We start from the raw sequence: 18,614 nt of genomic DNA, 5'->3' as shown, positions 1-18,614 counted from the left end.
AGAGCAATCATGGACTGGCTCAACACCATCATCCGTACCTTCTTCGACTTCGGCGCTATGGCCGAGGTCCTGCCCCAACTCCTGGCGGTCGGCCTGCTGAACACGCTGATCATTTCCATTGCCGCCACCGTCCTTGGCACGGTGCTGGGAATGGTGGTGGCCGTCATGGGCATCTCACCATCCAAGTGGCTGCGGGTCCCGGCCAGGATCTACACGGACCTTTTCCGTGGCCTGCCCGCCATCCTCACCATCCTGCTGATGGGCCAGGGCTTTGCCCGCCTGAGCCAGTCGATCTTCGGCCCGTCACCCTACCCGCTGGGCATCATCGCGCTGAGCCTGATCGCCAGCGCCTACATCGGGGAGATCTTCCGCGCCGGGATCCTCAGCGTGGACAAGGGCCAGGGCGAGGCCTGCCGTGCCCTGGGCATGAGCTACGCCAAATCCATGGCCCTGGTGGTGGTACCCCAGGGCGTCCGCCGGGTCCTCCCGGCCCTGGTGAACCAGTTCATCGCCATCGTCAAGGACTCCTCCCTGGTGTACTTCCTGGGCCTGCTGGTCACCGAACGCGAACTCTTCCGCGTGGGCCAGGACGCCGCCGTGCTGTCCGGGAACCTTTCACCCCTGGTGGCCGCCGGACTCCTCTACCTGGTGATTACCGTCCCGCTGACGCACCTGGTGAACCACTTCGACAACAAGTTCCGCACCGGCCGCCGCCGCGCCGCACCACCCACCAGCGGCCTGAAGGAAGTCAAGGAACTCGACGCGGCATCGCCGCTCACAGCCGGGAGCAACACATGAACACCCCCACCCCCACCACCATGAATGCGGCCACCTCGGAGGAACAGTCGTTCCGCGGCTCAAGCCTGGAACTGCGCAACCTCACCATGGCCTACGGCGACATCGAGGTACTGCGCAACGTCAGCCTCACCGTGGCGCCGGGCACCACCACCTGCATCATTGGCCCCTCAGGATCCGGAAAATCCACCCTGCTGCGCGGCGTCAACCGGCTGCACGAACCCAAGAGCGGGAACGTCCTGCTCGCTGGCGACAGCACCCTGACCGTCAACCCGGACACACTCCGCACCCGCATCGGCATGGTGTTCCAGCATTTCAACCTCTTCCCGGACCACACCGCCGAGGAAAACGTGGCCCTGGCCCTCTGGAGCGTCAAAGGCATGCCCAAGGCCCAGGCCATGGAACGCGCCCGCCAACGGCTCGCCGAGGTTGGCCTCGCCGAACGCGCCGACCACCGCCCCCGTGACCTCTCCGGCGGCCAGCAGCAACGCGTCGCCATCGCGCGGGCCCTGGCCATGGAACCCGAAGTGATGCTCTTCGACGAGGCCACCAGCGCCCTGGACCCCGAACTGGTCAAGGGCGTCCTGAACCTAATGGCCGGCCTGGGCCGCCGGGGCATGACCATGCTCGTCGTCACCCACGAAATGGGCTTCGCCCGGAAAGTGGCAGACCAGGTGGTCTTCATGGATGAAGGCGAAGTAGTGGAGGCCGGGACACCCGCCCAACTCTTCGACAATCCCCGCAGCGAACGCCTCCAGCGCTTCCTTTCCGAGGTGCTCTGATGGGTGCGGTTGCAGCGGCACCCATCCGGACCGCCGTCGTCGGTTTTGGAATCTCCGGCAAGGTCTTCCACGCGCCCCTGGTGGCGGCCAACCCGGACTTCTCGCTGGACGTCATCGTCACTGCCCAGCCGGAACGTGCGGCGGAGGCGGCACGGCTGTATCCGCAGGCACGGATTGCCGGCACCCCGGAGGAGCTGTTCGCCCTGGCCGCGGACCTGGACCTGGTCATCCTGGGCACCCCGCCGCACACGCACTACGGGCTGGCCGCGACAGCCATCGCCCACGGCCTGCATGTGGTGGTGGACAAGCCTTTCGTCCCCACGTCCGACTTGGGCGGGGAGCTGATCAGCAGGGCGGCCGACGGCGGGGTGCAGCTAACGGTGTTCCAGAACCGCCGGTGGGATGCAGACTTCCTCACCCTGCAGAAGGTGCTGGCGTCCGGAGACCTTGGCGGGGTCACCAGCTTCGAATCGCGGTTCGAATGGTGGCGGCCCGAAGGCTTCGGAAACTGGCGGGACACCGTGTCCCTGTCCGAGGGCGGCGGCATCCTGCACGACCTCGGCGCGCACCTGATCGACCAGGCCATCCACCTATTCGGCCCGGTGGAACGGAGCTACGGCGAGACGGCCAACCGCGGTCCGCATCCGGACGCGGCGGATACGGAAGCGTTCGTGTCGTTGCTGCACGCCTCCGGCGTCCGCACGCGGCTCTGGATGAACGGCATGGCCGCCCAGGCCGGGCCGCGGTTCCACGTCCTGGGTTCCCGCGCCGGCTACACCAAGTGGGGCCTGGACGGACAGGAACCTGCCCTCGCTGCCGGGACGCCGCCGTCGGACCCCGCCTATGGTGTGGAACCCCAGGAGCGTTGGGGGCTCCTGGGCGTGGACGGGGCAACGGCGGCCGTCCCCGCCGAACGCGGCGCCTACCCGCAGTTCTACGTCCAGCTGGCCGCCGCCCTGCACGGGAACGGGCCGCTGCCGGTGGATCCCGCCGAACCGCTTGAGGTGCTGAAGGTGATCGAGGGCATCCACGCCCTGACCTGACGCCACACCCAATTTCCCCTGCTTTCCCTGACGCGTCGTCAGCGTCTTCCGCAACCACGAATTTCACAGAAAGGGACACGATGTCCTCTCTTCCAGCCACCAAGCGCGTTGCCGTCATCGGCGGCGGCATCCTCGGGGTCTCCACCGCGGTCCACCTGCTCCGCGAAGGAGCGTCGGTGATCCTGCTGACCGAGCGCGGCCTCGCCAGCGAAGCCAGCGGCCGCTCGCTGTCCTGGCTCAACTCCGCCGGCGAACGGTCCACCCCGTACCACCAGCTGCGGGTGGCCGGCGTGGACCGCTACCGCACCCTCTTCGCCTCGGACCCCAGCCGCGACTGGCTGCAGTTTGGCGGCGGCCTGATGTGGAACGCCGCGGGGCAGGGCGAGGCCACCGCGGCCCGGCACGCCTACGAAAAGTCCATCGGCTACGACTCCCGGCTTCTCGCCCCCAGCGGTATCGCAGCCACCACCCCCGGCATCGATGCGGACGCCGTGCCGGAGAATGCCATCTTCAATCCCGGCGAGGGCTGGGTGAGCCTGCCGGACCTGATCGACTTCCTCATGGAGGAGTTCCACGCCCGCGGCGGCGAACTGGTCCTGAACGCGGGAAAAGCCTCCGTCATGGTGGAAGGCGGCCGCACCTCCGGCGTGGAGACAGCGTCGGGCGGGACATACCCGGCCGACGCCGTGCTGGTGGCCTGCGGCGCGGCGACGCCCGCCGTCGTCCAACCCTTGGGAGTGCACATCCCCAACGGCTCTCCCGTGTCCATGCTGGTGGTGACCAAGCAGGTGCAGCACGACGTGGCCGCGGTGATGAACACCCCGCGCGCAGCCTTGCGGCCCAACCCGGGCGGGACGTTTGCCCTGGACCACGACTGGTACGAGGAACACATTACCGAGCACGCGGACGGCTCCTTCAGCATCCCCGATGAGGTGGTCCAGGAACTGGCCGATGAGGCATCGAAGCTTGTTGCCGGCAATCCGGAACTCAAGCCCGCCTCCTGGAAGATGGGCTATAAGCCCATTCCCGGGGACGGCGAACCCGTCCTGGGCGAACTGGGCCAGGTGCCCGGATGCTTCGTTGCCTTCACGCACTCCGGCGCCACGCTGGGACTCATTGCCGGTGAGCTCCTGGCCGGGGAAATCCTGACCGGCAGGAAGCACCCCATGCTGGCCACCTTCCGGCCGGGACGCTTCTCCTAAGCCGGGCTGCAAAGGGGCGGGGCCGTGCGGATTGCGGCTCCGCCCTTGCCTGTGCCGTCCGGACTGGATGCCGTCCGGCGTGTCAGGCGCCCAAATGACCGGTGAGCCGGCGGTGGAATCCGGTGCTGCGCTCATCGAGGCCTTCGATCCTCACCGTGGCCCCGTGGTCCGCGTATTTCGTTTCAATGGAGTCGAGGGCGGCCACCGTCGAGGCGTCCCAGATCTGTGCACGGCTGAGGTCGATGGACACCAGGCCCGGATCGTCCGCGTAGGCGAAGTGTTCCACCAGGTCGTTGCTGCTCCCGAAAAACAGCGGGCCCACCACCTGGTAGCGGACACTCTCCCCGTCGCCGGCCAGGGTCCTCTCAACAGTGATCACATGCGCCACCCGGCGGGCGAACAGGACCATGGCCAGGATGACGCCGACTAGGACGCCGTAGGCCAGGTTCCCCGTCAGGACCACGACGGCGACAGTAACAGCCATGACCAGTGTCTCCGGTATGGGCATCCGCTTCAGGGTGGACGGTTTGACGCTGTGCCAGTCCACCGTGGTGACGGCAACCACCATCATGACCGCGGCGAGGGCCACCATGGGAATCTGCCCCATGATCGAGCTGAGCCCGGTCACCAGGGCCAGCAGGAACAGTCCGGCCACGAACGTCGAAATGCGGGTGCGGGCCTGGCCGGTCTTCACATTGAGGACGGTCTGCCCGATCATGGCGCAGCCGGCAATGCCGCCGTAGAAACCGGCGAGGATGTTCGATACGCCCAGCCCCCAGGACTCGCGTCCCTTATGGGACGGGGTGCCGGTGATGTCATCGACGAGTTTCGCTGTGAGGAGGGTTTCCATGAGGCCGACGAACGCCACGCTCAGTGCCGTGGGCAGGACCAGCTGGAAGGTGGCAAGGTCAAGCGGGAAAAGGAACGGGGTGATCCCCGGCAGCTTGCCCGTAAGGGGACCTTCGTCCGCGACGCTTGGAACGGCCACGCCGGCGATGATGACGATTGCCGTGACGGCCACGATGGCAACCAGCGGCGACGGAACCACCTTGGTGAAGCGCGGAAGGACGAAAATGATCGCGAACGTCAGGGCGAACAGGACGTAGGCGGGCCAGGGGACATTGAGGACATGGGGCACCTGCGCCATGAAGATCAGCACGCCCAGGGCGTTGACGAATCCGATCATCACCGATCTGGGGATGAAGCGCATCAGCCGGGCAAGGCCGGCCAGGCCAAAGACCACCTGGATCACGCCGGCGAGCAGCACGGCGGGCAGGACGTACTGGACACCGTGCTGGTGCACCAGCGGGGCGATCACCAGGGCGACGGAACCGGCTGCGGCGGTAACGACGCCGGGCCGGCCGCCAAGGACCGACATCGCCAGGGCCAGCACGATGGAGGCGACCAGGCTCACCATGGGATCCACCCCGGCCACGATCGAGAAGGATATGACCTCGGGGACCAGGGCCAGGGTGGTGACTATGCCGGCCAGGACCTCGCGGGAGAGCTGCCGCGGGGAGCGCACGGCGGTCAGGACAGTGGTCGGTTGCCGGACGGGGCGGGGGCGGGCGGTGACGGCCAAGGAGCGGCTCCAGGGGACATGGCTCTCCTGGGAGAGCGGGTGTGCAACGTTTCTGCGCGCCACGGTGCGCACGGGTCCAGCCCGGCCATGGAAGACAATGGGGTGGGAAGGGAATGCGCCGGTAGCTTTCGGCTGCATAGGCAACACTACCCGCCAGGGTTCGTGGAGGGGCAGCCAACCGCGATACGCAGTTCCGCAGCCGTTGCCAAACTGTGGCGCTTCCGCCGGGCCCGGCCCCGGGCGGCAGTAAGCTCGGCTGATAAAATGGCCGGGTTGCAGGGCGGCCATTTGAAGCTGGGGCGAGCAGTGCCGTAACAAGTCAGGGGACCACACAAACATGACGGCAGGCGGGTCACACCTCAGGATGTCGGAGAGCCGGCCGGGCACACCGGCCGGGGTTTCCGTGCCCGCCAAAGGCCGTGCCTACCTGGCAACCCTCGAAGGCTTTGTCGGTGCCCTCATGATGTTCGTCGGTTCCATCGGAACGGGCTGGATCGCCAACGGGTCGCCCATGATCCGGCAACCGGTGGTGATCGCACTCCGCACCGAAGGCTGGGGCGTGGCGGTGTCCACCGTGCTGCTGACGGCCGGTGCCATGCTCCTGATGCGCTCCTGGCTTCGCCTGGGCCAGCGGCTGGGGGGCTGGGGACAATCATCCCTGCGGTCCGTGGTGGTGGCCATATCCGCCTGGTCCCTGCCGCTCTTGTTCTGCGTTCCGGTCTTCTCCAGGGACGTTTACGCCTACACGGGGCAGGGCCGCCTGGTCCAGGAAGGCCAGAACCCGTATGAGGTGGGCATTTCCACCCTCAACAACTGGTTCTCCCTGGGGGCCGACCCCGCCTGGGCGGAAAACCGGACCCCGTACGGACCGTACTTCCTGTGGCTGGCGCGCGCGGTGGTGGGACTGACAGGAGCCCAGCCTGACGCGTCCGTCCTGCTGTTCCGCCTCCTGGCCGGCGTCGGCGTGCTGCTCTGCGTAATCTACGTGCCCAGGCTCGCCGAACTGCACGGGATCAACGGTGCCCGCGCGCTCTGGATCTCCGTGGCCAACCCGTTGTTCCTCATCAGCTTCATCGCCAGTGCCCACAATGACGCCCTGATGGTGGGGCTCGCCGTCGCCGGCGTCTACCTGGCCGCCACCCGCCGCTACCTCCTGGGCGTCCTCCTGGTCACCGCCTCCATCGGCATCAAGCCCATCACCGTCCTGCTGCTGCCGTTCATCGGTGTGATGTGGGCGGGGCCCGCTGCCTCCTGGCCGCGAAAATTCCTGATGTGGGGTGCCACGGCGGGCATCAGCTTCGGCGTGCTGGCCCTGAGCGGCATCCCCTACAACCTCGGCATCGGCTGGACGTGGGCCATCATGGACCCCACCCCCGGCTACACGGGCTACTCGCCGTCGGGCTTCCTGGGCCAGCAGGTGGAGATGCTGGCCAACGCCCTGGGACTGCCCGGCGGAACGCTGGCCACCTGGCTGCGGACCGCCATGAAGTGGGCGGCGATCGCCCTGGTCCTGCTGCTGATGTTCCGCGGCGACTACTCGCGGGCGGTGCGGCGGATGGCCCTGGCGTTCACCGCCGTCGTGATGCTCTCACCCATCATCCAGCCCTGGTACATCCTGTGGTTCCTGCCGTTCCTGGCGGTCACGGGAATCCGGGACGACTGGCAGATCCGCTCGCTGTACGTGGGCGTGACGTTCTTTGTGGTATTCGGCGCCCAGGACCAGCTTTCGGTCTGGTCCTTCGTGGAACTGCCCATCGACGCCTCGTCCCTGGCCTTCTTTACGGCCCTGGCCTTCACCTTCTACCTGCTGGTCCTGGACGTCCATACCCGCAAGCTGCTCATCGAGGGCAAGCCGCTGGACGTTGCCCGGCGGGCCTGGCGGTGGGTGGCGGAGCGCCGGGCCGCGCGCCAGGCTGAGGCCCGTGACGCCGTCGACCGGTCGTCCGGGGGCAGCTAGGCTCCGGCCGGCACCTGGGCTGACGTTTTCCGGCCCAACTCCGCGGTGCGCTTCACCGACCACCACAGCAGGACCACCAGGAGCACGTTGCGGGTGGTCAGGATGGCTGCCATGACGGGGTGCGCATGGATGAGCGGGGTGTAGAACAGCGGGTAGATCACGAACGTTGTCATGGCAATGCCCATCAGCAGGGCGGCCGGGACCTTCCAGCGCTCCCAGTCATGCGCCAGGCCGGCGATGATCACCGGTGCCAGCCAGATGATGAACTGCGGCGAGCCCACCTTGTTGAACACGATGAAGGCGGTAACCATCATGAGCGCGCCTTCGAGGAACAGTTCCTCGCGTTCGGCGCCGCGCCGCAGGGCGCGGACCAGAAGGATGGCCGCGGTGACGGCCGCAAGGACCAGCAGCGGCTGCATCAGGAATGCGGCGGTGCCGGCACCGGGGCCGTAGACCTCGGTGGAATTGATGGCGGTGTTGTCGGCCATCCGTGAACCGGCGATGTGGAAAACGCTCAGCCACACCCAGGGCGTGGAGAAGGTGGCCTCAAGCTGCATTCCGCGCTCGCCCTGGTTCAGGAGGAAGTCCATGATGTGCGGCAGCCCGCCGGTCAGCCACGTGCCCAGGCCCACCACCGCGGTGACGGCGGCGCCGGCGAGGACCACCTGGATCCGCTTGTGGCTGGCGATGACGATCGGGACCAGGACGGCTGCGGGCCAGACCTTGATCCAGGTGGCGATGCTGAGCAGGACGCCGGCCACGACGGGCCGTTCAGCGGCATAGAGCAGGGCGATCAGCACGATCGGCGCTGTGATGCCCTCCACCCTGGCGAAGCTCAGGTAGCCCATGAACACCGTGAAGAACAACCACCACCAGGCGGGGGCAATGCCCGTGACCTTCCGCGGGCCACGGGTGAGGTAGACCAGGCCGACGGCGTTGAGCGCCGTGATGATCAGGAACCACACCAGCAGGTAGAGGCCTGGCCCGGCGGTGTTGGCCAGGAAGATGGGGATCTGCGCCAGCACCGGGTAGACCCAGGGGCTGATCTTCCCGGTCAGGTCCGCCGGGTTGTAGCCGTCCAGGGCCCACTGCCGGTACTGCTCGGTGTCGCTGAATGTATCGCCGTTCAGGAAAAAGGATGCCATCCAGCCCAGGAAGTACAGATGGACGACGGCGAAGCCCCACCAGACGCTGGATGGGCGGGCGAACCAGTCCACCACTTTTGCCGGGAGCAGTCTGGTGCGGACGGTCACCAGGCGGTCAAAGAACCTCGTGGAAATGTCAGGTCTCCTTGAGCGCGGGGGCGGGGGCTGCGGTCTTCTTGCCCAGCGTGTAGAGGCGCCGGACGCTCCACAGGAACAGGACCACCAGCAGGACGTTGCGGATTGTCAGTACCAGGGCCATCCAGGGGTTGTTGTGGCTCAGGGCGTCGTAGAAGAGCGGGTAGATGAAGTAGGTTGCCACGGCGATGGCGATCAGCATTGCCGCCGGAACCCGCCATTCACGCCAGCTGTGCGCCAGGCCCACCGCGACGGCGGGGCCGAGCCACACCATGAACTGCGGCGAACCCACCTTGTTGAAAACCACGAACGCGGTGGCCAGGGTCAGGGCCCCGGCCAGGAGCAGCTCGGTGCGGTCCACGCCGCCGGCCACCTTGTGCTGCTTTCCGTTGTGGAGCGCCCAGAAGGTCAGCCCGGCCACCAGGAGTGCCGCCAGCACCAGGAGGGGCTGCATCAGCACGGACATGGTGGCGGTGCCCGGGCCGTCCACCTGCATGGAGTTGATGTCCGTGTTCATGTACATGCGCGAGCCGCCGATGTTCAGGACGGAGAGCCAAAGCCAGGGGGTGGTGAAGGTGGCCTCGAGCTGCATGCCGCGGTCGCCCTGCTGGGTGAGGAAGTTCAGGAGCTTGGGGACGCTGCCCAGGGCTGCTGCCAGCGCCACGACGCCCGCCGTCGTCGCGATTCCTGCCAGCACCACCAGCAGGCGGTTCTTTACGACGGCGAAAAGGGCCAGCATGATGGCCGCCGGCCAGACCTTCACCCAGGTGCCGACGGCCAGCAGGACCGAGGCGACGAACGGGCGCTGGACGCCGTAGGCCAGGGCCACAAGGACCAGCGGGGCGGTGAGGCCGTCCACCCGGGCGAAGCCCAGCCAGCCCATCAGGAAGGTGAAGGCCAGCCACCACCAGCCGGCGGGGATGGCGCTGGTGTTGCGGCCCCGCCCGGTGAGCTTGAGCAGGGCCCAGGCGTTCAGGAGCGTGGTCATGAGGACCCAGATGAAGAAGAACGGTCCCGGTCCGGCCAGGCCTGCGATGGCCATGGGGATGAGCGCCAGGAGGGGGTACACCCACGGGCTGGGGCCGCCCCGGAGGTTCGCGTCGTTGAATCCCGCCATGGCCCAGTCACGGTAGATGAAGGTGTCGCTGAACGCCTCGCCGCGAAGGGAGAGGGAAGCGGCGAAGACCAGGAAGACAAGGTGCACCACGATGAATCCCGCCAGCAGGCCGCCCCCGGTGTTCAACCGGCTCCGCACCGGGGTGGGGAGGATGACGTTGCGGATCCTGGTGAGATTGCCGAAGAGAGCGTCGGTGGAAATGGCGGATCCTTGTCAGGTCGTGGCACACGTGTGGTGTCGTGCTGGTGGCTTGGTTCTGCCGCAGGGCTGGGTCAGGGGCAGCGGAGCCGTTCGGAAACAGCTTCCACTCCTGTCCAACTCTAATTCACGGTGCTTTAGCGCCCGTAATTGCTGAGGCAGGCTCGAGCCGTCACGCCTTGACCTGCGGCGACTTATTACTTGATTTTTCAAGTTGCTGGTGATCCATCCCTCGGGCATTATGAGCTGGGCACAAAGGTTCCCAAACTTCGCCTGCAGCCTTGGGGAGCGCAGGTGTTGGATATCACCCCCTACCCCCAACACACAAAGGCTAGACCCATGAACTTCCCGCTGACCCTCACCGTGTCCGACCGCCAGAGCATGGACCGCGAGCTCGACGCCGCCGTCGCTGCCGCCAAGGCCCACGCCCTGGACGGCAAGAGCCACGGCATCCTCGTTACCCGGCACGGCGCGAACAAGTTCACCGTTGCCCTCAGCGACGCGGTTCCCTTCGGCCTTACCCGCGAACACCAGGCCTGGTAGGTCCTGGCCTGGCGTTGGCGCCACAGGATCTTGACGCCAACGCCTGGTGCCGGCCGGGCTGTCCTTTTCTGCTGACGCTCGGATTTTTTACCTGACGGACTCTTCGGCCGCCGGCGGCACCTTCCCGCGGGAGCGTGCCCGCCGGCTGCGCCACAGCGGCTCCAGGGCGTCGAGCTCCTCCGGGGTGGCGTTCCGGAAGGGCGGGTCCGCGGGAAGGTGCGGTTCCTGCCGGCCCGTGCGCCGGGTGGCGATGAGGCTCGCGCCGACGGAAATGCCCAAAATGGCGGTGATGACGGCGAGGGAGACCGGCGTCGGAATGTAGTAGACGTCGATCTTGAGCGCCATCTTGATGCCCACCCAGATCAGCACCAGGGCCAGGCCCGTCTTCAGGTATACGAAGCGGTGGATGAGGTCCGCCAGCAGGAAGTACATGGCGCGCAGGCCGAGGATCGCGAACGCGTTGGCCGTGAACACCAGGAAGACCTCGTCCGTGACCGCGAAGATGGCCGGGATGGAGTCGACGGCGAAGATGATGTCCGTGACTTCAACCAGCACCAGGACCGCCAGCAGGGGAGTGGCAAGCAGTGCACCGCCCTTCCGGATGAGGAAGCGCTGGCCATGGAAGGCGTCCGTCATGGGCACGTGCCGGCGGAACAGCTTCAATGCCTGCGACTTCCCGGGGTCGATGTGCTCGTCACGCTGCCTGAGCATCCGGTAGCCGGTGAAGAGCAGGAATGCCGCGAACAGGTAGAGGACCCACCCGGCGCTGGCGATGATCGCCGAGCCCGCGGCGATGAACAGGCCGCGAAACACCAGCGCCCCCAGGACACCGAAGAAGAGCACGCGGTGCTGGTACTCGCGGGGAACGGCGAAGAACGTAAAGATGATTGCCCAGACAAAGACGTTGTCCACGGCGAGCGACTTCTCGATGAGGTATCCGGCGAAGTACTGCTGGCCGAACTCCGCGCCGTACAGGAACCACACCAGTGCGCCGAATGCAACGCCGAACAGCACCCAGATCCCGGACCAGGCTGCGGCCTCGCGGACGCTGATGACATGGGCGTGGCGGTGGGCCACGAGGTCGACGACAAGCATGAGGAGGATGAATCCGATGACGGCGAACCACATCCAGAGGGGAACGTTCATGGGGCACCTGCTTCCAGTCAGTGACAACCAACTGGAGGTCTCTCCCGGCCGTCATGCGGCCCGCCCACCGGAAGGCTCAGGGGCCTCCGTACTGACGATGGACTGTGAAGTGGGGATACTCCCCTCCGTATGAATAATTTACAGAATCCTGGAGACGTTGGGTAGGTATGGAGAACACCAAACCTGGACCGGAAGGCGGATTCGATGGATACGAAACCCAAGGTGGCTGTGCTGGGGACGGGAATCATGGGAGCGGCCATGGCGCGCAACCTCCTGCGCGCCGGTCATGAGGTCTCGGTGTGGAACCGGGACGCGGCCAAAGCGGAACGGCTGGCCGCGGACGGTGCCCGGCATGCCGCTGCCCCCGCCGAAGCTGTCGAGGCAGCCGACGTGGTCCTGACCATGCTCCACGACGTTGCCGCGGTGGAGCAGGTCATCCGGAGTGCCGCACCCGGCGTCCGGCCGGGCACAACGTGGGTCCAGTCCACAACGGTTGGGGTGCAGGACGCGGCCGCTTTGGCCGCACTGGCCGGCGAACTTGGCCTGGACCTGGTGGAGGCGCCCGTTTCCGGAACGCGCGCCCCCGCAGAAGCCGGCCAGCTTCTGGTCCTCGCCGCCGCTCCCGAAGCAGTGCGCCAACGCGTGGGGCCGGTCCTCGATGCCATTGGCGCCCGCACCATCTGGACAGGCGACGACCCGTCCAAGGGTTCCGCGGCCCGCCTCAAGCTGGTGGTCAACAGCTGGGTCATCGCGGCGTCCAACGCCGCCGGCGAAGTGGTTGCCCTTGCCCAGGCGCTGGGCGTCGATCCGCAGCAGTTCCTCGACGTGCTCGACGGCGGCCCGCTTGACCTGCCCTATCTCCGCCTGAAGATGGACCTCATCCTCAACGACCAGCTGGAGCCTGCCTCCTTCGCCGTGGACACCGCGCGCAAGGATGCCCACCTCATTGTGGATGCCGCCGTCGAGCATGGCCTGACGCTTGACGGCGCCGTTGCCTCCACAGCCCGGCTGGACCGGGTGGCCGGCCAGGGCCGCGGCAGGCAGGATATGGCCGCGGCCTACTACGCCAGCCGGTAGCAGGACCCCGCTCATCCTGGCGCGGACCGTCCGGGATAGCGCTTGCCCATTGACGTAACCGGCATCACCTCCTATATTGGATGAATCGATTCAAAGAGCTGCCGCTCCAGTCCATGACGGACTGCGGCGGCGCAGACACCACCACGAACATCGGCTGAATTCCAGCGGTTCCGGTTCCTTGCCAATGAAGACGAAGGACATAAGCACATGAGCACCACCCCAACCCGCGTGGCCCTCCCCAGCCAGGGTGCCGGCACCGGTTCGCGGGACCCCAGGAAAGCGGCGATGAGCGGCTGGATCGGAAGCGCCCTGGAGTACTACGACTTCGCGCTGTACTCGCTGGCCGCGACCCTGATCTTCCCCACCATCTTCTTTCCCTCGGAGAACCCCACAGTCGGCATTATCGCCTCCCTGGCAACGTATGCCGTGGGCTATGTCTCCCGTCCGGTAGGCGCGGTTGTCCTGGGGGCGTACGGTGACCGGCACGGCCGCAAGAAGGTACTCGTCTTCGCGATGCTGCTCATGGGCTTTGCCACCTTCGCCGTCGGGCTCCTGCCCACCTATGGGCAGGTGGGCCTCCTGGCGCCCGCCCTCCTGGTGCTCCTTCGCCTGATCCAGGGCTTTGCGGTGGCCGGCGAGCTCGGCGGCGCCAGCGCGATGATCGTTGAACACTCTCCCGATGCCCGGCGCGGATTCTTTGCCAGCTTCAGCCTCCAGGGCACCCAGGTGGGCTCGATCCTGGCCACCGCCGTCCTGCTCCCGCTCGCGGCAGTCCTCCCCGCCGACCAGTTCGGCACCTGGGGCTGGCGCATCCCCTTCCTGCTCAGCGCCGTCGTGATCCTGGCCGGCTACTTCATCCGCCGCCGGGTCCAGGAACCGCCCGCCTACGCAGCACAGTCCGGCAAGCCCGAAACCAAGCGCTTCCCGCTCGTCGAACTCCTGCGAACGCGGCCGGGCGTCCTGGTCCGCTGCATCGCGATGACCTTCACCAACGTGATCGGCATGGCCACCCTGATCTTCGGCGTATCCTTTGCCACCCAAAAGGGCTACGGCAACGGCTTCTCCAGCAGTGAGTTCCTGTGGGTGACACTCGTGGCCAACATTGCCGCCGTCATGACCATCCCGCTGTTCGGCGCGCTGTCCGACAGGATTGGCCGGCGGACGCTCATGGCTGCCGGCGGGGTGGCGGGCGGCCTCCTGGTGGGCGGATACCTGTGGGCCATTGAACAGGGGAGCCTGCCGCTGGTCTTCGTCTGCGTTGTGATCGTGCAGGGCATCTTCTTCCAGATGTGGAATGCCACCTTCGCCACGTTCTTCCAGGAGCAGTTCCCCATGCGGATCCGCGTGACCGGGTTCGCCGTTTCGCAGAACATCGGGCTCATGATTGCATCGTTCTTCCCCAGCATCTTCACGGCGATTGCCCCTCCGGGCTCCACCAACGTTCCGTTCACCATCGGACTGGCCACGCTGGGCATCTGCCTCATCTCCGCAGTGGCCACCCTGATGTCCCCGGACACCAAGGGCAAGTCACTCGAGGACCTCGAGGTGCAGAAGGTGGCACCTGCCGGTACCGCCGGCAAGTAGTCCAGCCGCAGCCCATGTCCCGCAACACGCGGGGCATGCTTTGGAGGAACGGACGACGGCGGAACCCCGGGTTCCCGGGGCACGGCCACCACAGGTTGGCCGAAAACGTGCCCCGCGTGCCGCGTCGGACGCCCTCCTAGGGAAGCCGTGACGGCCGCAGCAGGCTCGCCCGGCCCGCCTGGGCCGGGTCCAGCGGCACCGGGCTGACCAGCACGGCCGGGCCCCGGTGCAGCAATCCGCTGGACAGGGCACGGCAGCGGATGCCGCCGCGGCCCCGCATGGCCGGGTGCGCCCCCGGTGCCAGCATCCCGTTCATCCACGCGCACGGTTGGGCGTGCCGGCCGCCATGGAACGAAACAGCCGAGCCGCCGGACTCCAGCGCAAAGTCCTGCCCCAGCAGGGGGGCCAGCTGAGCGCCGCGGAGCACCACGTTCCGCCGGGTCAGAAGGGGATTGAACGGCCCGGCGCCAAGCTCCGCGGCGATGGCCTCAAGGGATTCGACGGCGAACAGGGTCACCGCGGCGTCCATGTGGGCGGCCTTCCCGAAGAACCTGTCGCCCACGATGCCCTTGCCGGCCACCACCTCTGCCGTCTGCGCATCAGTGGTGGGAACGTCCGCCGCGCCGTCCCGGGCGCGTCCGAAATAGGCGTGCGCGGGCGAGACCAGCAGGTGCAGGATCTCGACGTCATAGCAGTAGGTTTCGGGCATAGGCCCAGCGTAGGCCAGCGTTCAGCCACCCACGTACGTGGCCAGGTGCTGCCCGGTGAGCGTCGCCCGCCCGGCCACCAGCTCGGCCGGCGTGCCCTCGAAGACGATCCTGCCGCCGTCGTGCCCTGCGCCCGGACCGATGTCGATGATCCAGTCAGCATGCGCCATCACGGCCTGGTGGTGCTCGATGACGAGAACCGACTTGCCGGAATCCACCAGCCGGTCCAGCAGGCCCAGGAGCTGTTCGACGTCGGCCAGGTGCAGGCCCACCGTTGGCTCGTCCAGGATGTAGGTGTCACCCGTCTCCGCCATCTGCGTGGCCAGCTTGAGCCGCTGGCGCTCGCCGCCGGACAGGGTGGTCAGCGGCTGGCCGAGGGTGATGTAGCCCAGGCCGACGTCCGCCAGGCGTTCGAGGACTTTGTGGGCGGCCGGGGTCTTGGCCTCGCCCCCGGCAAAATAGGCAAGGGCCGCGTCCACGGACATGTCCAGCACGTCGGCAATGTTCTGGCCGCCCAGCGTGTATTCGAGGACGGCGGGCTGGAAGCGGCGCCCCTCGCAGTCCTCGCAGGTGGACTCGACCGTGGCCATGACGCCCAGCTCGGTGAAGATCACGCCCGCACCGTTGCAGGTGGGGCAGGCGCCCTCGGAGTTGGAGCTGAACAGCGCCGGCTTCACGCCGTTGGCCTTGGCGAACGCCTTGCGGATGGGCTCCAGCAGCCCGGTGTAGGTGGCCGGGTTGCTGCGCCGCGACCCCTTGATGGCGCCCTGGTCGATCACGATCACGCCCTCGCGCCTGGCCAGTGAGCCGTGGATCAGCGAGCTCTTCCCGGACCCGGCCACGCCCGTCACCACGCACAGCACTCCCAGCGGGACATCCACGTCCACGCTGCGCAGGTTGTTAGTCGAGGCCCCGCGGACTTCGAGTGCCCCGCTGCGTTCGCGGAACGAATCCTTCAGCCGGGCCCGGTCGTCCAGGTGGCGCCCGGTGATGGTGCCGCTGGAACGCAGCCCGTCGACGTCGCCCTCGTAGACAATCTCGCCGCCGCCGGTGCCGGCCTTGGGGCCGAGGTCGACGACGTGGTCGGCGATGGCGATCATCTCCGGCTTGTGCTCCACCACCAGGACGGTGTTGCCTTTGTCCCGAAGCTGCAGCAGGAGGGTGTTCATCCGCTCGATGTCGTGCGGGTGCAGGCCGATGCTGGGCTCGTCGAAGACGTAGGTGACATCGGTGAGGGAGGAACCCAGGTGGCGGATCATCTTGGTCCGCTGCGCCTCGCCGCCGGAGAGGGTGCCGGCCGGGCGGTCCAAGGAGAGGTAGCCCAGGCCGATTTCGGCAAAGGAATCGAGGAGGTCCCGCAGCCCGATGAGCAGGGGACGGACGGAGGGCTCGTCCAGGTCGCGGATCCACTGCGCCAGGTCGCTGATCTGCATGGTGCAGAGGTCCGCGATGTTCTTGCCCTTGATCCGTGCGTTGAGCACCTCCGGGGTGAGCCGCGTCCCGCCGCAGTCGGGGCAGGTGGCGAACGTGACGGCGCGTTCCACGAACCTCTTCACGTGCGGCTGCATGGCCTCCACGTCCTTGGAGAGCATGGACTTTTGGATTTTGGGGATGATGCCCTCGAACGTGAGGTTGACGCCCTCCACCTTGATCTTGGTGGGCTCGGCGTAAAGCATCGTCTCCAGCTGCTTCTTGGTGAACGTGGCGATGGGCTTGTCCATGGGCAGGCCCATGCCTTCGAACAGGCGCCCGTACCAGCCGTCCATGGAGTAGCCGGGGACGGTGAGCGCGCCTTCGGCGAGGGACTTCGACTCGTCGTAGAGGGCGGTCCGGTCAATGTCGCTGATGTTGCCCATGCCCTCACAGCGGGGGCACATGCCGCCCAGGTAGGTGACCTGGCGGACCACGTTCTTTTCCACCCGGCCGCCCTTTTCGGTGCTCATGATGCCGCTGGCCTTGCGGGTGGGAACGTTGAAGGAGAACGCGGTGGGCGGGCCGACGTAGGGTTTGCCCAAACGGCTGAACAGGATGCGCAGCATGGCGTTGGCGTCGGTGGCGGTGCCCACGGTGGAGCGCGGGTTGGCGCCCATCCGTTCCTGGTCCACGATGATGGCGGTGGTCAGTCCCTCCAGCCGGTCCACGTCGGGGCGGGCCAGGTTGGGCATGAAGCCCTGTACGAACGCGCTATAGGTCTCGTTGATCATCCGCTGCGATTCGGCGGCGATGGTGGCGAAAACCAGGGAGCTTTTGCCTGAGCCGGACACACCGGTGAATGCCGTGAGCCGCCGCTTGGGCAGCTCAAGGCTGATGTCCTTGAGGTTGTTCTCCCGCGCCCCCTGGACGCGGATCAGGTCGTGGGTGTCGGCGATATGGGTCCCGGCTTTCGTGGCCATGCCCTCATCGGTGGTGATGTCCGTGCTCAAAATGTCCCCCTTCTCCTGGAGCGGCGCGGAGGGAGGCTGCGCTGGCAGCCTCCCGTCGGCGTCGTCCGTTATATACGTGACTGGTTATATGCCTAGGCCTGCTGGTTGATCCGGACCGTGTTTCCGGCGGGGTCGCGGAATGCGCAGTCGCGGATGCCGTACGGCTGGTCGATGGGCTCCTGGACGACGTCCGCCCCGGTCGCCTCCACTTTGGCGAACGCGGCATCCACGTCCGGGGAGGACAGGACGATGGTGGCGTAGGTGCCTTTGGCCATCATCTCCGTGATGGTGCGGCGCTCGTCGTCGGTGATGCCGGGGTCTACGGCCGGCGGGTGCAGGACGATGGAGACGTCCTTTTGGCCTGCGGGGCCAACGGTGATCCAGCGCATAGTGCCCTTGCCCACGTCGTTGCGGATTTCGAAGCCCAGGGCGTCGCGGTAGAACGCCAGCGAGGCGTCCGGATCGGTAGCGGGAAGGAAGGTTGAGGAAATGTTGATGTCCATGGCAGTCATGCTAGTAACGGCTCGGGGGCGGACGCTTCTCGATTCCTGACCGGTCTGGTGACCTGCTTCGCCACGCAGGCGGGGATGCCCGCCGTCGCGCTTTGCGCCTCCTGCTTGTAGATGCTGGGCGGCATCCCCACCAGTTCGCTGAAGCGGGTGCTGAAGGTTCCCAGCGAGGAACAGCCGACGGCGAAACACACGTCGGTGACGCTGAGGTCACCCATCCGGAGCAACGCCATGGCCCGTTCGATGCGGCGGGTCATGAGGTAGCTGTAGGGGGATTCGCCGTAGGCGAGTTTGAACCGCCGGCTGAAATGGCCCGCGGACATATGGACGTCCCTGGCGAGGGATTCGACGTCGAGCGGCTGGGCGTACTCCCGGTCCATGCGGTCCTTGACGCGCCTCAGCTGGGTGAGCTCGCGGAGGTAGGGATCGGAAGCGGGACTGGTGGTCACAGCTCTGATCGTGCTACGCGGGAGGGGTCTTGTCCACCCTTCGGGCGGTGGGGGATTCGGCGTCAAAGTGACCCTCGGCAGCGGGGTATGATTGTGCCGCTGCCAGCGCATGAGGTCCTCGCCCGAACAGGGCTCGAGGCAACGCAGAGCTGGCGAAACCAAACCCTGAATCACCATCTTCAGCCCTGCCCGGATACTGCGCAGGCACCACTTTGGAAGG

The 18,614-nt window shown here is 67.0% G+C and carries 16 protein-coding genes; 8 read left to right on the top strand and 8 right to left on the bottom strand.

The window, feature by feature from the left end; translation table 11 throughout:
* Positions 1–9: 9 nt before the first annotated feature.
* From ACV095_RS20395 to ACV095_RS20380, 4 genes are all read left to right on the top strand, one after another.
* Positions 10–798, top strand: a complete 789-nt coding sequence (locus ACV095_RS20395; RefSeq protein ID WP_478222609.1) for an amino acid ABC transporter permease — start codon at positions 10–12, stop codon at positions 796–798.
* The gene (locus tag ACV095_RS20390; RefSeq protein WP_018770381.1) at positions 795–1,577 is read left to right on the top strand and encodes an amino acid ABC transporter ATP-binding protein; all 783 of its coding nucleotides are present in this window, start codon (positions 795–797) and stop codon (positions 1,575–1,577) included. Before ACV095_RS20395 ends, ACV095_RS20390 begins: the two co-directional genes overlap by 4 nt.
* Positions 1,577–2,620, top strand: a complete 1,044-nt coding sequence (locus ACV095_RS20385; protein WP_018770380.1) for a Gfo/Idh/MocA family protein — start codon at positions 1,577–1,579, stop codon at positions 2,618–2,620. The genes ACV095_RS20390 and ACV095_RS20385 overlap by 1 nt, the downstream gene beginning before the upstream one ends.
* 80 nt (positions 2,621–2,700) lie before the next feature.
* Positions 2,701–3,822 carry an NAD(P)/FAD-dependent oxidoreductase gene (locus ACV095_RS20380; protein WP_018770379.1) on the top strand — a complete coding sequence of 374 codons (1,122 nt, stop codon included), beginning with the start codon at positions 2,701–2,703 and terminating at the stop codon, positions 3,820–3,822.
* An 82-nt stretch (positions 3,823–3,904) separates the two neighbouring features.
* Here the strand turns inward: ACV095_RS20380 and ACV095_RS20375 are convergent, their stop codons facing one another.
* On the bottom strand, positions 3,905–5,404 hold the full coding sequence (locus tag ACV095_RS20375) for a SulP family inorganic anion transporter (protein ID WP_026265943.1): 1,500 nt from the start codon (positions 5,402–5,404) through the stop codon (positions 3,905–3,907).
* A 337-nt stretch (positions 5,405–5,741) separates the two neighbouring features.
* Here ACV095_RS20375 and mptB point away from each other — a divergent pair, with 337 nt between their 5' ends.
* Positions 5,742–7,361, top strand: coding sequence for a polyprenol phosphomannose-dependent alpha 1,6 mannosyltransferase MptB (gene mptB / locus ACV095_RS20370; protein ID WP_478222608.1), 1,620 nt, complete (start codon positions 5,742–5,744; stop codon positions 7,359–7,361).
* On the opposite strand, the gene ACV095_RS20365 is transcribed toward mptB, so the two are convergent.
* Together ACV095_RS20365 and ACV095_RS20360 are read right to left on the bottom strand one after the other, a co-directional pair.
* Complete coding sequence (locus ACV095_RS20365) at positions 7,358–8,614, bottom strand: glycosyltransferase 87 family protein (RefSeq protein ID WP_478222607.1); 1,257 nt, start codon at positions 8,612–8,614, stop codon at positions 7,358–7,360. The genes mptB and ACV095_RS20365 overlap by 4 nt on opposite strands.
* A gap of 28 nt (positions 8,615–8,642) precedes the next feature.
* Positions 8,643–9,911, bottom strand: a complete 1,269-nt coding sequence (locus ACV095_RS20360; protein ID WP_478223487.1) for a glycosyltransferase 87 family protein — start codon at positions 9,909–9,911, stop codon at positions 8,643–8,645.
* Positions 9,912–10,295: 384 nt separating this feature from the next.
* On the opposite strand from ACV095_RS20360, the gene ACV095_RS20355 reads away from it, so the two are divergent.
* Complete coding sequence (locus tag ACV095_RS20355; RefSeq protein WP_018770374.1) at positions 10,296–10,499, top strand: hypothetical protein; 204 nt, start codon at positions 10,296–10,298, stop codon at positions 10,497–10,499.
* An 87-nt stretch (positions 10,500–10,586) separates the two neighbouring features.
* Here the strand turns inward: ACV095_RS20355 and ACV095_RS20350 are convergent, their stop codons facing one another.
* Positions 10,587–11,645 carry a TerC family protein gene (locus tag ACV095_RS20350; protein ID WP_478222606.1) on the bottom strand — a complete coding sequence of 353 codons (1,059 nt, stop codon included), beginning with the start codon at positions 11,643–11,645 and terminating at the stop codon, positions 10,587–10,589.
* Between the two features lie 204 nt (positions 11,646–11,849).
* Here ACV095_RS20350 and ACV095_RS20345 point away from each other — a divergent pair, with 204 nt between their 5' ends.
* Positions 11,850–12,722, top strand: a complete 873-nt coding sequence (locus ACV095_RS20345) for an NAD(P)-dependent oxidoreductase (RefSeq protein ID WP_018770372.1) — start codon at positions 11,850–11,852, stop codon at positions 12,720–12,722.
* A gap of 207 nt (positions 12,723–12,929) precedes the next feature.
* The gene (locus ACV095_RS20340) at positions 12,930–14,306 is read left to right on the top strand and encodes an MFS transporter (protein WP_056389566.1); all 1,377 of its coding nucleotides are present in this window, start codon (positions 12,930–12,932) and stop codon (positions 14,304–14,306) included.
* A gap of 136 nt (positions 14,307–14,442) precedes the next feature.
* Here the strand turns inward: ACV095_RS20340 and ACV095_RS20335 are convergent, their stop codons facing one another.
* The 4 genes from ACV095_RS20335 to ACV095_RS20320 form a co-directional block, all read right to left on the bottom strand.
* On the bottom strand, positions 14,443–15,015 hold the full coding sequence (locus tag ACV095_RS20335) for an MOSC domain-containing protein (RefSeq protein ID WP_478222605.1): 573 nt from the start codon (positions 15,013–15,015) through the stop codon (positions 14,443–14,445).
* Between the two features lie 21 nt (positions 15,016–15,036).
* Positions 15,037–17,436 carry an ATP-binding cassette domain-containing protein gene (locus ACV095_RS20330; RefSeq protein ID WP_478222604.1) on the bottom strand — a complete coding sequence of 800 codons (2,400 nt, stop codon included), beginning with the start codon at positions 17,434–17,436 and terminating at the stop codon, positions 15,037–15,039.
* Positions 17,437–17,528: 92 nt separating this feature from the next.
* Positions 17,529–17,948, bottom strand: coding sequence for a VOC family protein (locus tag ACV095_RS20325; protein WP_018770356.1), 420 nt, complete (start codon positions 17,946–17,948; stop codon positions 17,529–17,531).
* Positions 17,945–18,394, bottom strand: a complete 450-nt coding sequence (locus ACV095_RS20320) for a helix-turn-helix transcriptional regulator (RefSeq protein WP_018770355.1) — start codon at positions 18,392–18,394, stop codon at positions 17,945–17,947. Before ACV095_RS20320 ends, ACV095_RS20325 begins: the two co-directional genes overlap by 4 nt.
* Between the last annotated feature and the right edge of the window lie 220 nt (positions 18,395–18,614).

This window comes from Arthrobacter sp. JDC6, assembly GCF_056484025.1.
The sequence above is the reverse complement of the archived record's forward strand: the minus strand, read 5'-3'. Positions and strand labels throughout refer to the sequence as shown.

Coding starts and splice junctions, on each gene's coding strand:
- ACV095_RS20390 (WP_018770381.1), top strand. CDS start 795: ATGAACACCCCCACCCCCACCACCATGAATGCGGCCACCTCGGAGGAA.
- ACV095_RS20385 (WP_018770380.1), top strand. CDS start 1,577: ATGGGTGCGGTTGCAGCGGCACCCATCCGGACCGCCGTCGTCGGTTTT.
- ACV095_RS20380 (WP_018770379.1), top strand. CDS start 2,701: ATGTCCTCTCTTCCAGCCACCAAGCGCGTTGCCGTCATCGGCGGCGGC.
- ACV095_RS20350 (WP_478222606.1), bottom strand. CDS start 11,645: ATGAACGTTCCCCTCTGGATGTGGTTCGCCGTCATCGGATTCATCCTC.
- ACV095_RS20395 (WP_478222609.1), top strand. CDS start 10: ATGGACTGGCTCAACACCATCATCCGTACCTTCTTCGACTTCGGCGCT.
- ACV095_RS20325 (WP_018770356.1), bottom strand. CDS start 17,948: ATGACTGCCATGGACATCAACATTTCCTCAACCTTCCTTCCCGCTACC.
- ACV095_RS20355 (WP_018770374.1), top strand. CDS start 10,296: ATGAACTTCCCGCTGACCCTCACCGTGTCCGACCGCCAGAGCATGGAC.
- ACV095_RS20340 (WP_056389566.1), top strand. CDS start 12,930: ATGAGCACCACCCCAACCCGCGTGGCCCTCCCCAGCCAGGGTGCCGGC.
- mptB (WP_478222608.1), top strand. CDS start 5,742: ATGACGGCAGGCGGGTCACACCTCAGGATGTCGGAGAGCCGGCCGGGC.
- ACV095_RS20345 (WP_018770372.1), top strand. CDS start 11,850: ATGGATACGAAACCCAAGGTGGCTGTGCTGGGGACGGGAATCATGGGA.
- ACV095_RS20335 (WP_478222605.1), bottom strand. CDS start 15,015: ATGCCCGAAACCTACTGCTATGACGTCGAGATCCTGCACCTGCTGGTC.